This window comes from Pedococcus sp. P2_A3 (genome assembly GCF_056405035.1).
Genome location: NZ_JBFUCW010000005.1, coordinates 1 through 22,462, shown reverse-complemented (window position 1 = coordinate 22,462; position 22,462 = coordinate 1). Strand labels below are relative to the sequence as shown.

General features: G+C 70.3%; 25 protein-coding genes and 1 tRNA gene. 12 read left to right on the top strand and 14 right to left on the bottom strand.

The annotated features are described in order from the left end of the window. Positions 1 to 146 precede the first annotated feature (146 nt). The 5 genes from AC1DX8_RS05445 (at position 147) to AC1DX8_RS05425 (ending at position 6,010) form a co-directional block, all read left to right on the top strand. Positions 147 to 563 (top strand): response regulator, encoded by a 417-nt coding sequence (locus AC1DX8_RS05445; protein ID WP_477628899.1) that lies wholly within the window; start codon positions 147 to 149, stop codon positions 561 to 563. Beyond that, positions 560 to 3,130: a response regulator gene (locus tag AC1DX8_RS05440; protein WP_477628898.1), complete on the top strand. Its 2,571-nt coding sequence runs from the start codon at positions 560 to 562 to the stop codon at positions 3,128 to 3,130. The genes AC1DX8_RS05445 and AC1DX8_RS05440 overlap by 4 nt, the downstream gene beginning before the upstream one ends. Before the next feature lie 352 nt (positions 3,131 to 3,482). Beyond that, on the top strand, positions 3,483 to 4,004 hold the full coding sequence (locus tag AC1DX8_RS05435; RefSeq protein WP_477628897.1) for a hypothetical protein: 522 nt from the start codon (positions 3,483 to 3,485) through the stop codon (positions 4,002 to 4,004). Positions 4,005 to 4,379: 375 nt separating this feature from the next. Next, positions 4,380 to 5,357 carry a sensor histidine kinase gene (locus tag AC1DX8_RS05430; RefSeq protein ID WP_477628896.1) on the top strand — a complete coding sequence of 326 codons (978 nt, stop codon included), beginning with the start codon at positions 4,380 to 4,382 and terminating at the stop codon, positions 5,355 to 5,357. After that, positions 5,354 to 6,010, top strand: coding sequence for a response regulator transcription factor (locus tag AC1DX8_RS05425; protein ID WP_477628895.1), 657 nt, complete (start codon positions 5,354 to 5,356; stop codon positions 6,008 to 6,010). The genes AC1DX8_RS05430 and AC1DX8_RS05425 overlap by 4 nt, the downstream gene beginning before the upstream one ends. 150 nt (positions 6,011 to 6,160) lie before the next feature. Here AC1DX8_RS05425 and AC1DX8_RS05420 read toward each other — a convergent pair whose 3' ends face one another. Then, positions 6,161 to 6,427, bottom strand: a complete 267-nt coding sequence (locus tag AC1DX8_RS05420) for a response regulator transcription factor (RefSeq protein WP_477628894.1) — start codon at positions 6,425 to 6,427, stop codon at positions 6,161 to 6,163. Beyond that, positions 6,424 to 6,660, bottom strand: coding sequence for a response regulator (locus AC1DX8_RS05415; RefSeq protein ID WP_477628893.1), 237 nt, complete (start codon positions 6,658 to 6,660; stop codon positions 6,424 to 6,426). The genes AC1DX8_RS05420 and AC1DX8_RS05415 overlap by 4 nt, the downstream gene beginning before the upstream one ends. A 12-nt stretch (positions 6,661 to 6,672) precedes the next feature. Between AC1DX8_RS05415 and AC1DX8_RS05410 the strand changes: the two genes are divergently transcribed. The 4 genes from AC1DX8_RS05410 to AC1DX8_RS05395 all read left to right on the top strand — a co-directional run bounded on the left by AC1DX8_RS05410 (position 6,673) and on the right by AC1DX8_RS05395 (position 8,229). After that, a complete protein-coding gene (locus AC1DX8_RS05410; protein ID WP_477628892.1) occupies positions 6,673 to 6,870 on the top strand; it encodes a hypothetical protein in 198 nt (65 codons plus the stop codon). A gap of 132 nt (positions 6,871 to 7,002) precedes the next feature. Beyond that, positions 7,003 to 7,209, top strand: coding sequence for a hypothetical protein (locus AC1DX8_RS05405; RefSeq protein WP_477628891.1), 207 nt, complete (start codon positions 7,003 to 7,005; stop codon positions 7,207 to 7,209). Beyond that, the gene (locus tag AC1DX8_RS05400) at positions 7,206 to 7,355 is read left to right on the top strand and encodes a hypothetical protein (RefSeq protein ID WP_477628890.1); all 150 of its coding nucleotides are present in this window, start codon (positions 7,206 to 7,208) and stop codon (positions 7,353 to 7,355) included. The genes AC1DX8_RS05405 and AC1DX8_RS05400 overlap by 4 nt, the downstream gene beginning before the upstream one ends. Positions 7,356 to 7,458: 103 nt before the next feature. Then, positions 7,459 to 8,229, top strand: coding sequence for a hypothetical protein (locus AC1DX8_RS05395; protein ID WP_477628889.1), 771 nt, complete (start codon positions 7,459 to 7,461; stop codon positions 8,227 to 8,229). A 135-nt stretch (positions 8,230 to 8,364) separates the two neighbouring features. Here the strand turns inward: AC1DX8_RS05395 and AC1DX8_RS05390 are convergent. From AC1DX8_RS05390 to AC1DX8_RS05370, 5 genes are all read right to left on the bottom strand, one after another. Then, a tRNA-Ala gene (locus AC1DX8_RS05390) sits at positions 8,365 to 8,440 on the bottom strand. Between the two features lie 99 nt (positions 8,441 to 8,539). Further along, positions 8,540 to 9,151: a histidine phosphatase family protein gene (locus AC1DX8_RS05385; RefSeq protein WP_477628888.1), complete on the bottom strand. Its 612-nt coding sequence runs from the start codon at positions 9,149 to 9,151 to the stop codon at positions 8,540 to 8,542. Beyond that, a complete protein-coding gene (gene rsfS, locus AC1DX8_RS05380; protein WP_477628887.1) occupies positions 9,148 to 9,522 on the bottom strand; it encodes a ribosome silencing factor in 375 nt (124 codons plus the stop codon). The genes AC1DX8_RS05385 and rsfS overlap by 4 nt, the downstream gene beginning before the upstream one ends. Positions 9,523 to 9,529: 7 nt before the next feature. Continuing rightward, positions 9,530 to 10,138, bottom strand: a complete 609-nt coding sequence (gene nadD, locus AC1DX8_RS05375; protein ID WP_477628886.1) for a nicotinate-nucleotide adenylyltransferase — start codon at positions 10,136 to 10,138, stop codon at positions 9,530 to 9,532. A 2-nt stretch (positions 10,139 to 10,140) separates the two neighbouring features. Next, positions 10,141 to 10,368 (bottom strand): hypothetical protein, encoded by a 228-nt coding sequence (locus AC1DX8_RS05370; protein ID WP_477628885.1) that lies wholly within the window; start codon positions 10,366 to 10,368, stop codon positions 10,141 to 10,143. A 963-nt stretch (positions 10,369 to 11,331) separates the two neighbouring features. On the opposite strand from AC1DX8_RS05370, the gene AC1DX8_RS05365 reads away from it, so the two are divergent. Next, positions 11,332 to 12,312 (top strand): glycosyltransferase family 2 protein, encoded by a 981-nt coding sequence (locus AC1DX8_RS05365; RefSeq protein WP_477628884.1) that lies wholly within the window; start codon positions 11,332 to 11,334, stop codon positions 12,310 to 12,312. Here AC1DX8_RS05365 and AC1DX8_RS05360 read toward each other — a convergent pair. After that, positions 12,266 to 12,961: a class I SAM-dependent methyltransferase gene (locus AC1DX8_RS05360; protein ID WP_477628883.1), complete on the bottom strand. Its 696-nt coding sequence runs from the start codon at positions 12,959 to 12,961 to the stop codon at positions 12,266 to 12,268. The genes AC1DX8_RS05365 and AC1DX8_RS05360 overlap by 47 nt on opposite strands. 103 nt (positions 12,962 to 13,064) lie before the next feature. Next, positions 13,065 to 14,345: a glutamate-5-semialdehyde dehydrogenase gene (locus tag AC1DX8_RS05355; protein ID WP_477628882.1), complete on the bottom strand. Its 1,281-nt coding sequence runs from the start codon at positions 14,343 to 14,345 to the stop codon at positions 13,065 to 13,067. Between the two features lie 164 nt (positions 14,346 to 14,509). Here AC1DX8_RS05355 and pdxY point away from each other — a divergent pair, with 164 nt between their 5' ends. Then, positions 14,510 to 15,361, top strand: coding sequence for a pyridoxal kinase PdxY (gene pdxY, locus AC1DX8_RS05350; RefSeq protein ID WP_477628881.1), 852 nt, complete (start codon positions 14,510 to 14,512; stop codon positions 15,359 to 15,361). 43 nt (positions 15,362 to 15,404) lie between these two features. Beyond that, the gene (locus AC1DX8_RS05345) at positions 15,405 to 16,328 is read left to right on the top strand and encodes a hypothetical protein (protein WP_477628880.1); all 924 of its coding nucleotides are present in this window, start codon (positions 15,405 to 15,407) and stop codon (positions 16,326 to 16,328) included. Positions 16,329 to 16,334: 6 nt separating this feature from the next. On the opposite strand, the gene proB is transcribed toward AC1DX8_RS05345, so the two are convergent. The 5 genes from proB to AC1DX8_RS05320 form a co-directional block, all read right to left on the bottom strand. After that, positions 16,335 to 17,459, bottom strand: coding sequence for a glutamate 5-kinase (gene proB / locus AC1DX8_RS05340; protein ID WP_477628879.1), 1,125 nt, complete (start codon positions 17,457 to 17,459; stop codon positions 16,335 to 16,337). Positions 17,460 to 17,497: 38 nt separating this feature from the next. Further along, positions 17,498 to 19,030 carry a GTPase ObgE gene (gene obgE / locus AC1DX8_RS05335; protein WP_477628878.1) on the bottom strand — a complete coding sequence of 511 codons (1,533 nt, stop codon included), beginning with the start codon at positions 19,028 to 19,030 and terminating at the stop codon, positions 17,498 to 17,500. A 150-nt stretch (positions 19,031 to 19,180) separates the two neighbouring features. Beyond that, positions 19,181 to 19,450 carry a 50S ribosomal protein L27 gene (gene rpmA / locus AC1DX8_RS05330; protein WP_179420401.1) on the bottom strand — a complete coding sequence of 90 codons (270 nt, stop codon included), beginning with the start codon at positions 19,448 to 19,450 and terminating at the stop codon, positions 19,181 to 19,183. Between the two features lie 37 nt (positions 19,451 to 19,487). Continuing rightward, a complete protein-coding gene (rplU, locus tag AC1DX8_RS05325) occupies positions 19,488 to 19,796 on the bottom strand; it encodes a 50S ribosomal protein L21 (RefSeq protein ID WP_056922631.1) in 309 nt (102 codons plus the stop codon). Positions 19,797 to 20,007: 211 nt separating this feature from the next. Further along, the coding region (locus AC1DX8_RS05320) for an Rne/Rng family ribonuclease (RefSeq protein ID WP_477628877.1) at positions 20,008 to 22,462 on the bottom strand (2,455 nt) is incomplete at its 5' end.

Here is a 22,462-nt window from a genome sequence, read left to right as displayed (position 1 = left end):
GAGCGAGTGCGTCAAGGCTCCGGGGACCACCAGAGCCGAGGGCCTCGCCGTCGTCGCCACAGCTCGTTTCGCCCGGCAACCCATGGCCAAAAGGGGCACACTGGGAGCATGAGGACGAAAGTACCCGGCAACCACCAGCACACCACATGAGCACCACGCGGGGTACCGCTGCCGGACAACCCGGGACCGGCACTCGCAGGATCCTCCTCGTTGACGACGACGAGGACGTCCGCGAGGTAGCGCAGATGAGTCTGGAGGCGGTGGGTGGCTGGGCCGTCACTACGGCCAACAACGGTCAGGAAGCCATCGACCTGGCGCTCACCGAGCAGCCGGACGCCATCGTCATGGACGTGATGATGCCCGTCATGGACGGCACCACGGCCGCGGTGGCCATGAGCCAGGATCCCGCAATCGCCCACATCCCCGTTGTCCTGCTCACGGCGAAGTCCCAGCCCAAGGGACAGCCGGACCTGACCGCGCTGCCCATCGTGGGCGTCCTCGGCAAACCGTTCAACCCGATGCTTCTGCCAGCCACGCTGTCTTCGATGCTGGGCTGGTCGTGAACACTCGCGTCTTCAACGGCGATGATCGGCTCGGCGCTCGGCCGTTGGTCCGGACACTGCTCCTCGCTGCGATAGCTGCCGTGGTGCTCCCGTTGCTGGTGGTGACCACGGCGCTGACGGGCTTCGCCGAGGTGGAGCGCGCCCACGCGAGGGCGACAGACCTGCGTACTGCCCAGCAGTTCCAACAGGATGCCAACCTGATGTTCGCCACCATCCACGGCGACGTGCTCGAATCGCTGGAAGCCTTCCAGGGCAACAACGAGAGTAGCCCCGAGCTCGCCACCCTCACCCGCACCCACGTGGACCGGATGAACGCGGACTTGGGCAACCTGGTGGCGAGCACGCTTCCGCCGGCAGTCGCCGATGATGTCCGCACCTTGGACGCAAGACTGAAGTCATACGGCGCCGAAGCAGTCAGGCTGACGGATCTAGCCGTCGTGGCCCCGGCGCAGGCCCGTGCCCAACGTCCAGCCTTCGACCGTACGTTCGACACCCTGGCCGAGCCGCAGTCATCCCTGACGACCGCGCTGGCTCGATCCGCGGCCATGGCGAACCAGACCGCAGACCGCCGTCAGGAAGCGGCGATCCGCTTGACCGCCATCGTCGCGGCCGCAACCTTGGGCGCGATGCTGCTACTCGCCTCCGCGTTGTACCGCCTCGGTGTCGGGAACGAGGCCCTGCTGCGGCGCGTGGAGGCGAACGCCGAACAGTTGGCCGTCAGCAACGACGAGCTCCAGGACGCCCAACAGTTGGCGCACATCGGTAGCTGGCAATGGGAGCTCACCAGCGGGCAGACCCAGTGGAGCGCCGAGTTCTATCGCATCCTCGGCCTGGCCCCTGACGCCCAGGGCAACCACCAGGACCTGTTCACGGCCCGCGTCCATCCCGACGACGCCGCTGAGGTCCTCAGCGCCCAAGAAGAGGCCGCCACCTCCTCTGGCGACATCCACTCCGAGTACCGCATCGTGCGCCCCGACGGCACCGTCCGCGAGGTGCGTGCGATGGGACGGGCCGTGCGCGACGGTTCCGGCATCATCGTTCGCCGGGTCGGCACGGTGCAGGACATCACCGAGCAGCGGGCAGTGCAGCGGATGAAGGACGAATTCGTCGGCGTCATCAGCCATGAGCTGCGCACTCCCCTGACCTCGATCCGCGGCGCCCTCGGGCTGATGGCCGGCGGCGCCGTCGGCACCCTGCCGCCCAAGGCGCAGAGGATGGCCGACGTCGCCCTCAACAGCTGCCAGCGCCTGGTCCGTCTGGTCAACGACATCCTCGACGTGGAGAAGCTGTCCGCCGGAAAGCTCGAGCTCGACCTGGAGTCCCTGTCCGTCGACGAACTGATGGACGCGGCCCTGGAGGAGATGCGTGCGATGGCACAGCAGGCAGGGGTGACGCTCACCGCGAACCATACCGATGCCGTCGTGCTCGCCGACCGCGACCGGATGGCCCAGACGTTGACGAACCTGCTCAGCAACGCGGTGAAGTTCTCCCGCGAGGGTGGGGTGGTGACGGTTTCCGCGGGTCCCGCGCCGGCCGAAGTCGGCGGCGATGGCTTCGTCCTGTTCACCGTGACCGACCAGGGATCCGGGATCCCGGCCGACAAGCTCGAGACAATCTTCGACCGGTTCGCCCAGGTGGATGCCTCGGACACCCGCGCCAAGACGGGCACCGGTCTCGGCCTGCCCATCTGCCGCGGCATCGTCGAACAACACGGCGGCCGGATCTGGGCGACCAGTAAACCTGGGTCGGGCAGCACGCTCTCCTTCACCGTGCCGGCTGTCCGCGCTGAGCGGGGCACCGCGCGGACGGACAGCGTGCCGTCTGGTGCCGTCCTGATCTGCGACGACGATCCCGACATCGTCGAGGTCCTGGCCGCGATGCTCGAAGCCCACGACTACACCACCCTGGCCGCGCACACCGGCCAGCAGGCCCTCGACATCGCCGCCGAGCACGCGCCCAGCCTGATCCTGATGGACCTACGAATGCCTGGCATGTCGGGCTGGGAGACCATCGCCGCGCTTGGCGCGAACCCCTCGACTGCCCACATCCCCATCGTCATCCTCAGCGCGCTCGCCCCCGACGACATCGCCGTCCCCACCGCGTCAGACTGGCTGACCAAACCCGTCGACCAAGGCGCCCTGATGAGCTCGTTGCGCAAGGCACTGGGCGCGGACGCCACCACCAGCGTGCTCGTCATCGAGGACGACGATGACTTGGGAGACCTTCTCAGGGGCTTCTTCTCAGGCCACGGGATCCACGCCCGCGTGGCCCGCACCGGCATGCAGGCACTCGCGATGAGCCAAGAGGTGGCACCTGACCTTCTGGTCCTCGATCTTGGACTGTCTGACATCGACGGGTATGCCGTTGTCACCGCGTTGCGTCACGACGACCGACTTCGCTCGCTGCCGATGGTGGTCTACACCGGCAGGAACCTCGACGAGACCGACCGACGCCGACTGCGCCTGGGCGAGACCCGGTTTGTCACCAAGGCAGGAGGGTCCCCGGCGGACTTCGAACGGCAGGTCGTCGAACTACTGCGGACCATCACATCAGCCACGTCGGCCTGAACGCAGCGCGGCCAGCAGGGACCGGATTCCAAGGGTCTCGACCTCGGAACTCATGGCCTGGGTCCGCTGGGGGCATGGACCATCCGGAAGCCACGAACGGACCTTGGCACTTTCGTGCCACAACGTGCGGCATTCCGTAGCCAACAATCTCTCCCGGCGGCGTTCGTGTCCTTGGGCGGGCAACGATGCACGGGACCCGACAACGGAGTGCACTGACCAACCCGCGGTGGCGTCGCCAGGTGCGCACTCTCGTGATTGCTTGACTCCCTTCAACCTGGGGTGACGGGCGATTCAACCTGCTTTCAACCCTGGCTCCGATGACGGGACGTCGAAGCGTGGAGAGTCTTGAGGCATGGCTCTCACCGACTACCTCATCAACGCGGTCTTCCTGCTGGTCGTCCCGCGCCAGGCTCGTGAACGGCGCCTGGACATCCGCAGCACTATCGCGCCGATGGCCCTCGTGGTCTTCGTCGCCACGCACTACGTGCACAGCATCCCCACCGACCGCTCCGACCTGGTCCTGACCCTCACCCTGACCTTCGTGGGCCTGGGCTTGGGCATCCTGTGCGGCTACGCCACACACGTCCGGGTCGGCCCCGACGGCACGCGGTTCGCACGGGTCGGCCCGGTCGCCGCAGGGCTGCTCCTGGCCGGCATCAGCGCCCGGTTGGTGTTCGTCTTCGCGCTCGATCACGGTGCCGGCCCCGCAATCCGCGACTTCAGCGTCGTCCACCACGTCAGTGCAGCCGCCTGGCCACTCGCCTTGGTCTCGATGGCGCTGTGCGAGGTGATCGCTCGGCTGGTCAGCGTTCAGGTCCGCGGACAGCGACTTGCACCTCACGCCCCGGTCGTTGTGGCGATGTCTGGCGCCTGACCCAAGCATCCACCCGCGACGCCACTGGTCCCTCCCTCGTGTTCGCCTTAGACGGCCTGTGGAGGGACCATTGGCTCTAGGGCAGTCCAGCACCACCGACCCTCGGCCTTCGAGGTGACGAGTATGACGACGCGAGCACAGTTCCCCGGCGACAGGACCTCCCGGGCCCGTGCGGTGGAACACCAAAGGCTTCGCCACCAGCGTGACCTGCTCAGGCCGCTGGGATGGGCCGTCATCGCGGTGGTCGCCGGTGTCGCCATGACAACCGCGCCGACCCCGGGGCTGCGCGGTGCACGGGGCGAGGTGACAATGGCTGTTGCCGCGTATGCCGCGTCGACGGCTGTCACCATCGGAGACCGGTTCGTCGACCGGGCCGTGGCGGTGCAGGTCGCTGTCATCGTGGGGATGGGTGTGGCGGGGCTTGGCCTGGTCCACCTTCAGCCGCGCGGGGCGACGGGCCTGGCAGTTGGTGCTGCGGTCTGGATGGCCGTGATTCGCCTGCCCCCGGCCCTGAGCCTGGGCGTGGCCGGGGTGATCACAGTGGGACAGGTTGCGATGGCGCTGAGCGGGGGCGCGACGGGAGCGGCCGTGCTGGCTGGCACCTTGTTCAACGCCTTGCTCGGACTCGTTGCCTACGTGGTGCGTACCTCACGCGTCGCCCAGAACCGGACCGAGCTGCTGCTCGCCGAGCTCGCCGATGCCCGTGACGAGCAAACTCGGGCCGCCACACTGGCCGAGCGTAGCCGGATCGCCGCGGAGCTCCACGACGTGCTGGCGCACTCCCTGTCCGGCGCAGCGATCCAGCTGCAGGGAGCTCGGGTTCTCGTCGCGCGCGAACAGGCCGGGGCTGAGGTGCAGGAGGCTGTCCAGAGGGCCAGCGAGCTGGTCAACGACGGCCTGACCAACGCCCGAGCCGCCGTCGGGGCGCTTCGTGGAGAACCACTGCCCGGTGTCGCCGACCTCGAGACTCTCGTGACGGGATTCCGGCACGACCTGCTGGTGCCGGCGTCCTTCAGCATTCAGGGAGAGCCGCGCACCCTGCCGGCAGAAACCGGCCTGCTGATCTATCGGGGGGCGCAGGAGGCCCTGACGAACGCGGCTCGGTATGCGCCTGGTGCACCCACAACAGTGGTGCTCACCTACGCGATCGGGCGCACGCGCCTCTCGGTGCAGAACCCGACTCCGAACCCGGATTCGGCCGTCGACGGGGACCCGCCGTCGTCCGGGCTGCTCGGCATCGGCGGCGGACATGGACTGACCGGCCTGCGCGAGCGCGTCGAGCAGGCCGGCGGCACCTTTCAGGCCGGACCACAGCCGGCAGGCTGGCGTGTCGACCTTGAGGTGCCGGCGTGACCTCGGCCCCCCTGAGGGTCGTCGTCGCGGACGACCAGCGCGTGGTTCGCGAGGGATTGGCCATGCTGATAGGCCTGCTCGACGGAATCGAAGTAGTCTCCACCGCCGCCGACGGGCTCGAAGCCGTGGAACAAGCACTGCTCCACAAGCCCGACGTGGTCATCATGGACCTACGCATGCCCAACCTGGACGGTGCGCAGGCCACGGCCCGGATCCGTGCCGAGCTACCGCAGACCCAGGTACTCGTCCTCACCACGTATGCCGACGATCACGCCCTCTTTCCGGCACTTCGGGCCGGCGCGCGCGGTTACCTCACCAAGAACGCCAACGCTGAAGAGATCGAGCGCGCCCTGTCGGCGCTGGGTCACGGCCAGACCCACCTTGCCCCCGAGGTCCAGCAACGTCTCGTGACCGCCACCCTCGCAGGGCGAGCAGGCGTGCCTGCCACAGAACCAGACCGCCATGGGCTCTCCGCCCGCGAAGTAGAGGTGCTCGCCCTGATCGCCGCGGGCCGCTCCAACACCGAGATCGCCCGCGAGCTCGTCCTGAGCAACGCCACGATCAAGAGCCACATCAACCACATCTTCGCGAAGATCGGCGCCCGCGACCGTGCCCAAGCCGTGCGGTATGCCTACCACCACGGCCTCACTTGACAGCCCACCCGGAGGCAGCGCCACGGCGACATTCGTGCCTGCACGACTACCGCCCAACGGCCGGCATGCTCGTCCGGCAGTGCTCAGCGGATGTGCCGGTGAGTGAGTGGCGCGACGATGCTCCGCCGCCCCGTAGGGGGCGGGTGGCCTTCAGGCTTGACTCGCGTCGTGCACGAGGATGGCGAGCTGGACCCGGTTGGTGATGGTCAGCTTGTTGAGCAGCCGAGACACGTGGGCCTTCACGGTCGCTTCGCTCATGAACAACGCCGCCGCGATCTCAGCGTTGAAGGAGCCGGCACCGACCTGTGTGGCGACTTCTCTCTCCCGCTGGGTGAGCCCAGACAGCCGTTCTGCGGCTACCTGGTGTCGCGCGGTCGCTTCGGTGTCCCCGAAGTGGGACAGCAGGGTTCGGGTCACGGACGGCGACACGATGGCCTCGCCGGCTGCCACCACCCGGACCGCGGCGATGATGTCGGCCGGTGGGGTGTCCTTGACGAGGAACCCGCTCGCGCCAGCGGTAGTGCGGCGACAACCTGCTCATCGGCCTGGAACGTCGTCAGCACGATGACTTGGGGTGGCGCAGCCAAGGCACGCAAGGCGGCGGTGGCGCCGATGCCGTCCAGGTGTGGCATGCGGATGTCCATGAGCACGACGTCCGGGCGATGCTGCTGCACAGCAGCTTCACACTCACCGGCACCGCGAGCGGACGCACCCTGGTCCAACGGTCTGAGACGTTCTCCGGAGCATTCATCCCGTTCAGCGGAACCACGCTCGGCCGCACCCGCGCCGGCTTCGACGAGATGAACCAGGCCCTTGCCCACGAGGCACTCAAGACCCCACTCCACGAGCCACCCGGCTGACGGGCGTCGCCCTCGCTCATGGCTGGCAGCCTCAGCCGTTCGGATGAGATTTCATCAGGAGCCGGAACGCGGTCCCGGAACACTCGTTGTCCCGGGTGCCAGTTAAGTCCAAGGCAGGAGGCGACCCGCGCCATGGTGATCCCCAACTCCTCCCACGAGCTCAACGACGACGCCCTCGCCGAGGACATCGATCTGCTCGCCGACGTCGTGGTGGCAGCTACCGGAGTGGAATGCGCCCTGACCCCAGACGAGGTTGACCAAGCCCTTGGCCTGGTTGCCGCCGGCGTGGCCTGCCAAGGAACCAGGAGGGCGAACCCACGTTCGTGCTGCGGTTCGTGACGAACCAGGAGCTCATCAACGAGCTGCGCCGGAGGTTGGTGCAGGGCCGGAACCATGCCGACGCGCAACAGCGACGGGTCACTCACCTGGCACTCATGCAGGCCGCCCTGCTCAGCGGCGGCGACCACGCATCGCCGGACGCGTAACCACCTCAAGGCGGCACCAAAGGGGTACATTTCAGAGCAAACTACGTCATACCAAGGTGTAAGGCGACCGACCGGGAGGGTCGCCCAAACGGAGGGATGAGGCGTGCTCACGCTGGACAACGCATGGCTCCGGACCAGAGTCCGGCTGGACCGCGACGTGGTCACCCCCGAGTCCCTCGCTGCCGCCCTCGAGCACCGCCTGCACGGTCCCGACATCGACCAAGGGGCATTGCGGCGAGGGTGCGACTACGCCGCCGAGGCCGGCCTGGCCGCCGTCCTGTGCCGGCCGGAACACATCCCGACCGCCGCCAGACGACTGGGCGGCAGCAGCACCGCAGCGGTCACGGCCCTCGCCTTCCACGACAGGGCCCCGCAGCCCCATGACCCCTCCGACCTTGCGGCAGAGACACGGGAACTGCTGTCCGCCGGCGCCTCAGAGATCGCCCTGGTCCTCGCCCCCGGGAGCGAGAGCGCCTGCCTGCACCTCATCGGTGAGCAGCTGGATGCCGTCGTCGGGACCGCGACACCCCAGGCCGGCAGGGTGCGGGTGCTCATTGACACCACGGACACCACCAAGGACCAGCTGACGGCGTGCACGGCCCTGGTCGGGACGTCAGGGGCGGCGGTGGTCCAAGGGGGCTCGTTTCGCGGCGACCGCGCGACGTTCTCCCAGATCGAGTCCATGCGCGACGCGTTGCCGTTCCCGGTGTTGCTGAAGTGGACCCAGCCCGTCCGGTCGGTCGAGATGATGCTGGTCTGCATGGCGTTGGGCGTGAACAGGTTCAACGGTGACGTCCCGACCCTGTTGGCAGAGGCCAAGCACAGCTCGCAGCGGGCGCCGCTCATGCTCCCCCTCCACGGCGTCGACTTCTAGGAACGCCGGGAAGCGTCCCTCGTGGTTGGGGCGTCGCACCCGCGCACCTGGGACAGTGGCGCAGGACGAAGAACGAAGCCCCACCCGGGTGACCCGGGTGGGGCTTCGTTCTTGCGACCATCGGTCGGCCACTGGTGGTGGAGCTGAGGGGATTCGAACCCCTGACCCCTTCCATGCCATGGAAGTGCGCTACCAACTGCGCCACAGCCCCGGATCTCCCGAGGGGGATGTCCCCCGGAGGGGACTGCGGAAGTTTACCCAGTGACCCACCTGTTTCACCAAATCGGCGGGTGGGCCACCCGGCTGAGGGTCACGCGTGGGCGTTCCAGGTGCTCAGCTGCCAGCCGGTGCGGCTCTGCCTGAGCTCTGCCCAGTGGCAGTTGCCCATGGTCGCCAGCGCGCGGGTGGCCAGGTGCTGGTCGAGCCCCAGCAGGTCGGCGACGGCAGCCCTGGTCGAGACGCCRTGCGCCACGACGACCACGCACTCGCCGTCGTCCAGCCCGTCGAGGACCTCGCGCAGCGACTCCCCCGCACGACGGCCGACCTCCGCCAGCGTCTCGCCGTCGACACCACGACGGACGTCGCAGCGATCCATCTGCGCCAGCAGGTCGGCATACCGGGCTCGCACCTCACTGGTGTGGAGTCCCTGCCACTGCCCGACGTGGATCTCGCGCCAGCGCGGGTCCAACGTCACCGGCACGCCGGCCTCCTCGGCAACGTGCTGGGCAGTGACCGCCGCGCGCACCAGGTCCGACGCGACCACTCGCGAGGGTCGGTATGCCGCGATGGCCCGGCCCGCGGCGCGGGCCTGCTCGACCCCGAGGTCGGACAGGGGCGTGTCGAGCTGCCCCTGCCAGACCCCACCGGCGTTGTGGTCGGTCTCGCCGTGGCGGACCAGCAGGACGCGTCGGGCAGCCGTCATGCGTCCCGGCGCTTGGGCACGCCGAGGTCGATCTCCGGGCAGTCCTTCCAGAGCCGCTCGAGCTCGTAGAACTCGCGCTCCTCGTCGTGCTGCACGTGGACGACGATGTCACCGAAGTCGAGCAGCACCCAGCGGCCGTCCCGCTCACCTTCACGGCGAATCGGCTTGGCCCCCTTCTCGCGCAGCTGGTCCTCGACCTCGTCGACGATGGCGCCCACCTGGCGATCGGTGCTCGCCGAGACGATCACGAAGACGTCGGTGAGGGCGAGCTGCTCGCTCACGTCGATGCCGGCCACCGTGGTGGCGAGCTTGTCGTCTGCTGCTTTGGCGGCCGTCTTGGCCAGGTCAAGGGATCGATCGGTGGCGGGCACTGCTCTCCTACGTTCGTGCCGGCGCCCCGGCGGGTGAGCCGGCGGCATACAGGCGGTATTTGTTGACGTACTGGACGACGCCGTCCGGCACGAGGTACCAGACGGGTTCGGCGCGCTCGACGCGCGCCCGGCAGTCGGTGGAGCTGATCGCCATCGCGGGCACCTCCTGCAAGGTGACCCGGTCGGCCGGGAGGCCGGACTCCGACAGGACGTAACCCGGGCGGGTCACCCCGATGAAGTGGGCGAGGTCGAACAGCTCGTCGGCGTCCTTCCACGACAGGATCTGGGCCAACGCGTCGGCGCCGGTGATGAAGAACAGCTCGGCGTCGGGCCGTTCGTGGTGCAGGTCGCGCAGGGTGTCGATGGTGTACGTGGGACCGGCTCGGTCGATGTCCACGCGGCTCACCGTGAACCGGGGGTTGGAGGCCGTCGCGACCACGGTCATGAGGTAGCGGTGCTCGGCCGGGCTGACCTCGCGGGCGTCCTTCTGCCAGGGCTGGCCGGTGGGCACGAAGACGACCTCATCGAGCCCGAACCGGGTCTGGACTTCGGAGGCGGCCACGAGGTGCCCGTGGTGGATCGGGTCGAACGTCCCGCCCATCACTCCGAGGCGCATGGTCAGTGGTGGCTGCCCTGGTGGTCGCCGTGGACGTCGTGGTGCGCGGCCGTGCCGTGGGTGACGTGGCCGGTCGCCACCTTCGTCGCCACCCCGCGGAAGAACCACAGGACGGCCAGGAGGAGCAGGAAGCCGGCGAACGCGATGGCTCCGAAGGCGTAGGGAGACATCGGGAGCTCGCGGGTGTGCTCCTCGGCGACAGCGACCAGGGTGAAGGCAGACGACGACATGGCCCACAGCCTACCCGGCACCGACCCCCTCCCCGCGCCCATCGGCACGCGAGGGCGCAAGCCGCCTCTGTCCACGGATGTTGTGCACAGGGGTGTGCACAACCTGTGCACTGCGCACACGTGGGTGTGGACAACGGTGTGGGAAACCCGTGGACGAAAAAAGGTGCGCGAAACCTATTGCGGCACAACGGATCGGGCCACTAGAAATCTCTCACGCGCTCCGGTCGGAGGGTCGAACCGAGGAAACTCGAGACGGCCACGAGGCAGGAGCACAGGTCAACCGGATAACGGACGACCGCCTCGACCGGGTTCGCTCGGACGAGGTCCTCGACACCTTCGGGTGGACAGGTTCGCGGGCGACGCCGCGGAGGAACGCCGGGCCCGTTGACCAGATCGCATCGCCGTGGGTGCGCCGGTTCGCCGGAGCAACCAGGGCGCCACCGTCGCAGTGGCCACGACCCTCGGTCCGCCGGGAGCCGTGGGCGGTCGACCGGAGCAGCACCACGGGGCGGTTCGCCGGCCCGAGATCTGCACCACCCCGTGGGAAGTGCCGTCACCTCGGTGACAGCAGGACCCGCACCCCGTGGGAAGTGCCGTCACCTCGGTGACAGCAGGACCCGCACCACGTGGGAAGCGCCGTCACCTCGGTGACAGCAGGACCCGCACCCCGTGGGAAGCGCCGTCACCTCGGTGACAGCAGGACCCGCACCCCGTGGGAAGCCAGGTCGCTTCGGCGACAGGACGTCCCGCAGTGGACAGGGCACCACCTCGGTGGTGCCGGACTCCACACCCGGCGGTCCACCCAGCAGCTGGTTCTGCCAGCGGCCGGGAGGATCTCCACCCGAGGGCCCCTCGAACTCATACTTCGAGGGGCCCTCACCTTGTGCCCAGGGCCGTCGGCCCCTGAGGCCCGCCGCGCGCCGTGGTCCCGGCTGACGGGGCAGATCCCCGTAACCTTGGGGTATGCCCCCGGAGCTCAGCATCGTCATCCCCGTGTACAACGAGGAGGACGTGCTGCCCCTGCTCGCCGCGCGACTGCGCACGGTCGCCGACGCGCTCGGCACCTCCTACGAGGTGGTCACGGTCGACGACGGCAGCGACGACCTCTCGCCCGCCGTCCTGCAGCGCCTGATGCGCGACTGGCCCCAGCTGCGGGTCGTCCGGCTGCGTGCCAACGCAGGCCACCAGGCCGCCATCTCGGCCGGGCTCGCGAGTGCGCGGGGCGACTATGTCGTCACCCTCGACGCCGACCTGCAGGACCCGCCCGAGGTGATCCCCGAGATGCTCAGCCGAGCCCGCACCGAGCGGGCCGACGTGGTGTACGGCGTGCGGTCCGACCGCTCCAGCGACTCGGCCTTCAAGCGGCTCAGCGCCAAGGCCTTCTACCGGCTCATCCGCGTCCTGTCGGGCACCCACGCCCAGGTCGATGCCGGCGACTACCGCCTCATGTCGCGGGCGACGGTCAACGCGATCAACTCGCTGCCCGAGCACCACCGGGTGCTGCGCTTCGTGGTGCCGGCCCTCGGCTTCCCGTCCACGTCGGTCACCTACCGCCGCGACGAGCGGGCTGCCGGCAGCTCGAAGTACCCGCTGTCCAAGATGATCCGGCTGTCCCTCGACAGCGTGACGGGCTTCTCCACCGCTCCCCTGCGCGCTGCCACGTGGCTGGGCCTGCTCGGCGGCCTCGGGGCGCTCCTGCTCCTCGCCTACGCGCTCGTCGCGGCCTCGCTGGGGCACACCCTCCCGGGGTGGACGTCAACGGTCGTCGCGGTCGCCGGGGTGGGGGCGGTGCAACTGCTGTGTGTCGGGATCCTCGGTGAGTACGTCGGTCGGATGTATGCGCACCTGCAGGCCCGCCCCACCTACTTCATCGCCTACGACTCGCTGACGGGTCCGGTCACCTCCGCGGACGAGCCCGCACCATCAACGTCACCCCGGGCCTAGCCTTCACCGGCAGGTAGCGCTCGATCGTGACGATCGCGCGCAGGCCGAGGTTGACGACCGGGTGCACCGTCTCGAGGTCGGAGCCGCTGGCCTTGCGCCGACGCAGGGCGACGACCGGGCGGAGCAGCACGTTCCACGAGGTCATCGACAGGACCTCGAACCCGTTGCGCTCCAAGACCTCGCGCAGCGTGTCGCGGGTGTAGCGACGGACGTGGTCGACGGCGACGTCGTGCTCGGACCACAGCTTGGGGTCGGCGGGCACGGCGATGAGGAACATCCCGTCCGGGCGCAGCGCCCGGCGCACCTCGGAGACGGCGGTGTCGTGGTCGACGATGTGCTCGAGGACGTCGAAGGCGACCACGAGGTCGAGGCTGTCGTCGTCGACGGGCAGGGCGGTGGCGTCGCCGCGGACGACGGCCAGCCCGCGTTCGGCGGCCACCTCGGCCCCGTCCGCGCCGTACTCCAGGGCGCTGACGGACCAGCCGGCCCGGCGCAGCACGCGCGTGTTCCCGCCACCGGCTGCGCCGATGTCGAGGGCGGTGCCGGGCCGCAGCCCGTCGATCATGCGGCTCAGCAGGTGGCGCCGCTCGCGGTACCACCAGTGGGCGTCCTCGAGCGCGGCCAGCTTGCGGACCTCAGTGCCTTCCAAACGACTCCGCGCCTTCCAAACTACTCAGTGCCTTCCACGGGCGCTCATCCTGCCAGTTGGCGATGCGTTGCCAGACCACCCCCCGGTATGCCGCTCGGCCGGCTCAGGCGCGCACCTGTCCGTCGCCTTCGACGATCCACTTCGTGGTGGTCAGCTCGGGCAGCGCCATCGGGCCCCGCGCGTGCAGCTTCTGGGTGGAGATGCCGATCTCGGCACCGAACCCGAACTCACCGCCGTCGGTGAACCGCGTGGACGCGTTGACCATCACGGCGGCGGCGTCGACCTCGTTGGTGAACCGGCGGGCTGCCGCGCGGTCCTCGGTCACGATGGCCTCGGTGTGTCCGGAGCTGTAGGTGCGGATGTGCTCGAGGGCGGCGTCGAGGTCGGGCACGACCCGCACGCTCATCTCCAGCGCGAGGTACTCGGTGCCGTAGTCCTGCTCCGTCGCGGGCTGGTGCGGCACGCCGGCGGCCTCGGCTGCGGCGCCGGATGCGTCGTCGGTGTGGAGCACGACCCCGGCCCCGGACAGCTCGGCGAGCACCTTCGGCAGGAAGTCCGCGGCCACCGCCTCGTGCACGAGGAGCGACTCGGCGGCGTTGCAGACGCTGGGCCGGTGGGTCTTGGCGTTGACCGTGATGGCGAGCGCCTTGTCGAGGTCGGCGGCACGGTCGACGTAGACGTGGACGATGCCGATGCCGGTCTCGATGACCGGCACCGTCGACTCGGTGACGACGGTCTGGATGAGCCCGGCGCCGCCCCTGGGGATGATCAGGTCGACCAGCCCGCGAGCCGTGAGGAGCGCACGCACCGCGTCACGCCCACCCTCGAGCAGCGTGACGGAGTCGGCCGGCAGGCCCTGCGCCTCCAGCCCGGTGCGCAGCACGTCGACGAGGGCGCGGTTGGTCGACTCGGCAGCCGAGCCTCCACGCAGGATGACCGCGTTGCCGGACTTCAGGCCCAGACCGGCCGCGTCGACCGTGACATTCGGACGGGCTTCGTAGACCATGCCCACCACGCCCATCGGCACCCTGACCTGGCGGATCTGGAGGCCGTTGGCGAGCGTCGAGCCCCGCACCACCTCCCCCACGGGATCGGGCAGGGCGGCCACGGCGCGCAGCGCCTGCGCCGCGTCGGCGACCCGCTGTGGATCGAGGGCGAGCCGGTCGAGCAGGCCCTGCGGCATACCGGAGTCGCGTCCGCGCTCGAGGTCCTCGCCGTTGGCGGCGACGATGCGGTCGGTAGCAGCGTCGAGGGCGTCGGCGAGCGCGAGCAGCGCCGCGTCCTTGTCGGCGCGGGAGAGCAGAGCCAGGCGGCGCGAAGCCACCCGCGCGGCGCGCGCCGCGGTGGCCACCTGCTCGACGGCGGCGGGGTCGATCTCAGCCATGCCCCAAGGGTATGCCGCGTCGTCGCCGCTCGTGGTGGGCCTCCCACCTCGCGGACGACCAGCCGGGCCCCGACCCACTCGCGACGCTGTGCCGTGCCGTGCCGTGCCCCTCAGGGTGTGGCTCGGTGGGCCTGTCGTTGGAGCAGCACTGGTTGAATGCTGGCGTGAGCATCCTGTCGATCCAGTCCTCGGTCGCGTACGGCCACGTCGGCAACAGCGCCGCCGTCTTCCCCCTCCAGCGCCTCGGGGTGGAGGTGTGGCCGGTGCACACGGTGCACTTCTCCAACCACACCGGGTACGGCGAGTGGCGTGGGCCGCTGCTGCCCGCTGACGACGTGCGCGCGGTCATCCGAGGGGTCGAGGAGCGCGGGGCGTTCCCCGGGGTCGACGCGGTGCTGTCGGGCTACCAGGGCGGAGAGGACATCGGCGACGTCATCCTCGACGCCGTGGCGAAGGTGAAGGCCGCCAACCCGGCAGCCATCTACGCGTGCGACCCGGTGATGGGGAACGCCAAGAGCGGCTGCTTCGTGCACCCGGCGATCCCGGTCCTGCTCCGCGAGCGCGTGGTGCCGGCGGCGGACCTCATCACCCCCAACCAGTTCGAGCTCGGGTTCCTCACCGACACCGAGCCACGCACCATCGAGGAGACCCTTGCGTCCGTCGAGCTGGCCCGGGCGATGGGTCCGTCGATCGTCCTGGTGACCAGTGTCGAGCGACCCGACGCACCCGCGGACACGATCGAGATGATGGCCGTCACCGACGACGGGGCGTGGATCGTGCAGACGCCGCGGCTCCCGATGAAGGCCAACGGCTCGGGTGACGTCACGGCGGCGCTGTTCACCGCCCACCTGCTCGCGACCGGCGACCCCGCGGTCGCGCTGGCCCGCACGGCGAGCAGCGTCTTCGACCTGTTGGACACCACGCTGCGCTCGGGCGAGCGCGAGCTCCAGCTCGTCCAGTCGCAGGCGACCATCGCCGAGCCGCGGTTGCAGTTCGAGGTCACCCGGCTCCAGTGAGCCCGCACGCAACCATTCCCCTCGGCCTGCCGTCACACCGGGCATGAGGCTCTCCCCCGCCGTCGCCGCCGGACTCGTCGCGGTGGTGCTGGCTGCCTGCGGTTCAGCCGACCCCGGTGCGGGTGCCTCACCACCGGCCGGCTCCGGCGACCAGGCCAGGGCCCAACGAGCAGCGCAGCTGCTGGCCCGGTATGCCGACGCGCAGAAGGCCAGCGGCTCCCCCTCCGTCGACCTCGGCGACCACTTGGAGCAGCAGGAGGGCGACTGGGAGCCCGGCGTCGCGGAGAACAACAAGCTGGCGTGGCTCACCGGTCACCTCGTGGCGGTCGCCCCGCTGCCCGCCGCACCCGGGCCGGGCAGGGTCATCGACGGCTCGCTGGGCGGCGTCTCGACCACCGTCATCTCGGCCGATGACGCCCTTGCCGCGATGACGGCTCGTCGCAGTCCTTGCGACGGGTGCACGGACCTGCGGGTCACGGGGGCAGCTCTGACCACGATGGACGTGCGGACCTCGGCGGGGAGCGTCACCGTGCCGGCCTGGCGGTTCACCATGGAAGGCACCGCGGTGCGGCTGCTCAGGGTGGCTGTCCCCGCGTCGGGTCTGGTCCGCGCCCCGGTGAACTGGACCCCCACACCCGGAGACGGCCTGCGCCCTGAGTCGTTCGACCTCGTCCCGGGCGGGCGCACCCTGAGGCTGACCTTCACCGGCGCCCCGGACGAGCCGGGTCCGTGCGGAGCCGACTACCGCGGCCAGGCCTTCGAGTCCGACCGGGCAGTCGTCGTCGCGGTCGTGCCGGTCCCGCGTGAGTCCAGCCGCCAGGACGTCGCCTGCCCCGCCATCGGCGCGGTGCGCACCGTCGACGTGACCCTCCACCGCGAGCTCGGGGACCGCACCGTCCTGAGCCTGGCCGACGGGCAGCAGGTCGTGCGGGGCTCGGCCCGCACGATCGGGCCACCCGCCCGCTGACCTCCGCTAGAGGATGACGAGGTCGTCGCGGTGGACGACCTCGCGTTCGTACTCGGGACCGAGCTCCTTGGCGAGCTCACGCGTGGAGCGCCCCAGCATGGCCGGGAGCTCGGCCGACGTGTAGTTGACCAGCCCCCGGCCGATCACCCGGCCCTCGGGCGCGCACAGGTCGACGGGGTCGCCGTCGACGAACGTGCCCTCGACGCCGGTGATCCCGGCCGGGAGCAGGGAGGTCCGACGCTCGGTCACGGCCCGCACCGCCCCGGGGTCGAGCAGCAGCCGCCCCAGGGGGGTGGTGGCGTGCGCCAGCCAGAGCTTGCGGGAGGTGCGCCGGGAGCCGGTCGGGACGAAGACCGTGCCGACGTCCTCTCCCGCGAGAGCCTGCTCCACCTGGTCGGCGCTGGTCAGCACCGTGGTGATGCCCGCGGCGTTGGCGATCGAGGCCGCTTCGACCTTGGTCACCATGCCACCGCTGCCGACGCTCGACCCGGTGCCACCGATGACGAGCTGCTCGAGCCCGGCGCCGCCGACCACGGTCGGGACGCGCTTGCTGCCCGCATGGGTGGGCGGCCCGTCATACAGGGCGTCGACGTCGGTGAGCAGGACGAGGCCGTCGGCGTGCACGAGGTGCGCCACGAGCGAGGCGAGCCGGTCGTTGTCGCCGAACCTGATCTCGTGGGTGGCCACGGTGTCGTTCTCGTTGACGATCGGCACGATCCCGAGCTCGAGCAGCCGGTCGAGGGTGCGGCGGGCGTTCGTGTAGTGGGAGCGGCGGGTGACGTCGTCGGCCGTGAGGAGGACCTGGCCCACCGTGAGCCCATGGGCACCGAAGGCGCGCTGGTAGGCCGCGACGAGGGCCCCCTGCCCCACGCTGGCCGCTGCCTGCTGGGTCGCGAGGTCCCACGGGCGCTTGGTGAGGCCGAGCGGGGCGATCCCCGCGGCGATCGCCCCCGAGGAGACCAGCACCACCTGGTGACCGGAGTTCCGGCGCTTCGCGAGCACGTCGACGAGGGAGATGAGCCGCTGCTCGTCGAGCGCCCCTCCCCCGACGTCGGTCAGGCTGGAGGAGCCGACCTTGACCACGAGGCGCCGGGCGCGCGCCACGTCTCCCCGGCGGTCAGCCGCACTCATACCGCCGCGCTCATTCCTCGGCGCTCATTCCTCGGCGCTCATTCCTCGGTGTCCTCGTCCTTTGCCGTGGCCCAGTGCCCGGCTCGTCGCTCTGCGGCCAGCTCGTCGCGGGCGACGGTCCTGGCGACCCGACGCTCCGCGTAGTCGGCGCGCTTGTCGTCGCGGGTCGGACGGGCGGCCTCCTCGAGGCGCAGGTCGGTGCCGCGGGCGCCGAGCAGCTCGGCCCCGGCCACGAGGGTCGGCTCCCAGTCGAAGACGACCGCGTTGTCCTTCGGCCCGATGAGCACGGTCGCGCCCGCCACGGCACCGGCCTTGAACAGCGCCTCCTCGACACCGGCTCGGCCGAGCCGGTCCGCGAGGTAGCCCACGGCCTCGTCGTTGGAGAAGTCGGTCTGGCGCACCCAGCGGGTCGGGCGTTCGCCATCGATGCGGAACACCTCTCCGTCGGGCGTGTTCTCGCGGATGACCTTGAAGCCCGAGTCGTCGACCGCCTTGGGCCGGATCACGATCCGCTGCGGGGTGGCTGCGGCGACCGCCTCGATCTCGGCGCGGGCCTCGGCGACGTGCCGGGCCATGGCGAAGGTCAGCTCCCGGAGGCCGGTGTGGGCCACCGCGGAGACGACGAACACCTCGATGCCGCGCGCCTCGAGGTCGGGCTTGACCATCTGGGCGAGCTCGAGCGCGTCGGGCACGTCGGCCTTGTTGAGGACGACGATGCGGGTGCGCTCGGCGAGCGGGCGGCCACCCAGGGTGGCGTCGGGGACGTACTGGGCCAGCTCCCGCTCGATCACGTCGAGGTCGGTCATGGGGTCGCGCCCGGGCTCGAGCGTCGCGCAGTCGATGACGTGCACGAGCACCGAGCAGCGCTCGACATGGCGCAGGAACTCCAGGCCGAGGCCCTTGCCTTCGCTCGCTCCGGGGATCAGGCCGGGGACGTCGGCGATGGTGAACCGACCCTCACCGGCCTGCACGACGCCGAGGTTCGGGACGAGCGTGGTGAACGGGTAGTCGGCGATCTTCGGCCGCGCGGCCGACAGCACCGACACGAGCGAGGACTTGCCTGCGGACGGGAAGCCGATCAGCGCGACGTCGGCGAGCGACTTGAGCTCGAGCACGATGTCGAGCGCATCGCCCGGCTCTCCGAGCAGGGCGAAGCCGGGCGCCTTGCGTCGGGCCGAGGCGAGCGCCTTGTTGCCCAGTCCCCCGCGGCCGCCCTTGGCGACGACGTACTCACCGTCGAGCCCGACGAGGTCCATCAGGACCTCCCCGGAGCCGTCCTTGACCACGGTGCCCTCGGGCACGGTGAGCACGAGGTCGGCGCCGTCGGCGCCGTTGCGCTCGTCACCGGCCCCAGGCTTGCCGTTGGTCGCCTTGCGGTGGGGGTGGTGGTGGTAGTCGAGCAGCGTGGTGACGTTCGGGTCGACGCGGAGGATGACGTTGCCACCCCGGCCGCCGTTGCCGCCGTCGGGACCGCCGAGCGGCTTGAACTTCTCGCGCTTGACCGAGGCCACTCCGTGTCCGCCGTCGCCGGCGGCGACGTGYAGCACGACGCGGTCGACGAACGTGGTCATGGGGGCTCCTCTGGTGTCAGGGTGAAGTCTAGGTAAAGACGTGCGGAGGGGGCGGGCCCGTATCGGGCCCGCCCCCTCCGGTGCGGTGCGTCGCGTGGCCGGGCCACGCGGCATACCGAATGTTGCTGATCTCCTGCTGCGCCCGGAGGTTCAGCTGGCGTCCGAGGTCTCCAGCGGGACGATGTTGACGACCTTGCGCCGACGCTTCGTGCCGAACTGGACGTTGCCCGCGACCAGCGCGAACAGCGTGTCGTCGCCGCCACGGCCGACGCCGTCGCCGGGGTGGAAGTGCGTGCCACGCTGGCGGACGAGGATCTCGCCCGCGTTGACGAGCTGGCCGCCGAAGCGCTTCACGCCGAGGAACTGTGCGTTCGAGTCGCGACCGTTGCGGGTCGAGGACGCACCCTTCTTGTGTGCCATGTCAGTACCTGCCTTCTCTGGGTCTCTGGTCCGAAACTCAGGCGTCGATCGAGGTGATCTTGACCTGGGTCAGGTGCTGACGGTGGCCCTGACGCTTGCGGTAGCCGGTCTTGTTCTTGTACTTCATGATCGTGATCTTGGGGCCCTTGGCGGCCTTGACGACCTCGGCCTTGACGGAGACCTTGGCGAGCTTGTCGGCATCGCTGGTCACGGTCGAGCCGTCGACGACGAGGAGCGGGACCAGGTCGATGCTGTCGCCAGCCTTGCCGCTGACCTTGTCGATGATGAGGACATCGCCGACGGAAACCTTCTCCTGGCGACCACCAGCGCGAACAATCGCGTACACGTGGAACTCTCTTTCCTACTTCGGGCGGCACGCGCTCTCTGTCTGGACCGGCCGGCAGCTACCCGCGTGACCACCCCGCCAGGGGGTGGTTCTGTGCGGACGCCGGACGGTGGGCGCACCAAGGACCAAGATTACCGGGTGGAGGGCTTGCCGACCAAACCGGCGGTCGTGCGGCACACCGGGGGCCAAACCCACCGGTATGCCGCACGGCTCAGGACTGGTCGGACCCCGCCTCCGCGGCGCCTGACGTGTCGTCGTCTCCGGCGACCGCGCGCGGCGGTCCGGCGGGGGCGACGACCCGTCCACGCTTGCGCCGCTTGGGGGCCGCCGCCACGGGCTCAGGAGTGCGCTCGGGCTCCGGGGTGGGCTCAGGCTCCGGGGTGGAGTCGGCGGCCCGCTCCTGCTCCGGCACATCGTGCGCCTCGGCTGCGACACGGCCGTCGAGTGGCTCGGACTGCTCGAGCTGCTCGGGCTGCTGCTGGTCCACGTCCTCGTGCACCTCGACCACGGGGGCGTCCTGACCCGCGTCGAACCCGTCGTGCAGGTGGTCGTGCAGGTCGTGGTCATGCAGGTCGTGGTCGTGCAGGGCGTCGTGGTGGTGCTCGGCCGACTTCAGCGCAGCGGCATGGGCCGCTGCGGCGATCTGGGCCGGGGTCGGCCCCGTGTGCACGGGCTGGGGAGCCGGTTCGGGGGTGGTGGCACCGGAAGCGCCGGACCGGCCGCGACGGCCACGACCGCTGCGCGCGGACTGGCCGCCGGCGCCGGAGGCACTGCCGTTGCCGCCACCGTCGCGGCCGTTGTCACGCCCACCGTCGCCACCGCCGGACGGCTTCTCGACCGGGTCGGCGTGCACGATGATGCCGCGTCCACCACAGTGCTCACAGTTCTCGGAGAAGACCTCGATGAGGCCCGACCCGACGCGCTTGCGGGTCATCTGGACCAGGCCGAGCGAGGTCACCTCGGCGACCTGGTGCTTGGTGCGGTCGCGACCGAGGCACTCGAGCAGACGGCGCACGACCAGGTCGCGGTTGCTCTCCAGGACCATGTCGATGAAGTCGATGACGATGATCCCGCCGATGTCGCGCAGCCGGAGCTGGCGGACGATCTCCTCCGCGGCCTCGATGTTGTTCTTGGTGACGGTCTCCTCGAGGTTGCCCCCGGAGCCGACGAACTTGCCGGTGTTGACGTCGACGACCGTCATGGCCTCGGTGCGGTCGATGACGAGGGAGCCACCCGAGGGCAGCCACACCTTGCGGTCCATCGCCTTGGCGATCTGCTCGTCCACGCGGTAGTGGGTGAAGAGGTCCTCCTCCGAGGTCCACTTCGACAGGCGCTCGGCGAGGTCGGGAGCGACGTCACCGAGGTACTCGCTGACCTCGCCCCACGCCTGGTCGCCCGCCACCACGAGCGAGGTGAAGTCCTCGTTGAACACGTCGCGGATGACCCGGACGGTCAGGTCGGGCTCACCGTGGACCAGCGACGGGGCGCCGCCCTTGCCCTTGCTCTTGGAGTCGGCCTTGGCCTTGATCTTCTCCCAGGTCTTGGTGAGCCGCTCGACGTCGGCGCGCAGCTCCTCCTCGCTGGCTCCCTCGGCGGCGGTGCGCACGATGACGCCGGCGCTGTCGGGCACGACCTCCTTGAGGATGCCCTTGAGGCGGCTCCGCTCGGTGTCGGGCAGCTTGCGCGAGATGCCAGTCATCGAGCCCTCGGGCACGTAGACCAGGTAGCGACCCGGGAGCGAGATCTGGCTGGTCAGGCGAGCGCCCTTGTGGCCGATCGGGTCCTTGGTGACCTGCACGAGGACGGTGTCGCCGGACTTCAGGGCGTTCTCGATCCGCTTCGGCTGGTTGTTCTCCAGACCCGCGGCGTCCCAGTTCACCTCACCGGCGTAGAGGACGGCATTGCGGCCCTTGCCGATGTCGACGAAGGCGGCCTCCATCGACGGGAGCACGTTCTGGACGCGCCCGAGGTAGACGTTGCCGGCCATGGAGGCGTTGGTCTCGCGGGACACGTAGTGCTCGACCAGCACGTTGTCCTCGAGCACCCCGATCTGGGTGCGGCCCTCACGCTCGCGAACGACCATCACCCGCTCGACGCTCTCGCGGCGGGCCAGGAACTCGGCCTCGGTGATGATGGTGCGGCGACGACCGGCCTCGCGGCCCTCGCGGCGCCGCTGCTTCTTGGCCTCGAGGCGAGTCGACCCCTTGACGCTCTGGGGCTCGTCGCGGCGCGACTCGCGCACGCGGGTCACGGTGCCGGGCGGGTCGTCCCCCTCGGCGGAGGAACCGCTGCGGCGACGGCGGCGTCGACGGCGGCTCGACAGGCCGTCAGCCTCGCCACCCTGGTCGTCACTGCCCTCGGCCTCCTGCCCCTCGGAGCCGGAGTCGTCGTCCTCCTCGGAGGCTGCGGAGCCGGCGTCGGTGTCGGCCTGACCGCGACCACGGCCGCGGCCCTTGCCACCACGACGGCGACGACGGCGACCCCCCTCGCTGCCACCGTCGGACTCGTCATCGCGGTCCTGGGACGCATCGCCCTGGTCGTCCTGCTCCGTCGTCCCTGCGGTGTCGTCGGTCTCGGTGGAGGTCGCGGCGTCGGCCTGGGCGCCCCGTCCGCCGCGGCCACGCCGGCGACGCGGCGCCGGGGCGCGGTCCCCGGCGGTCCCCGGC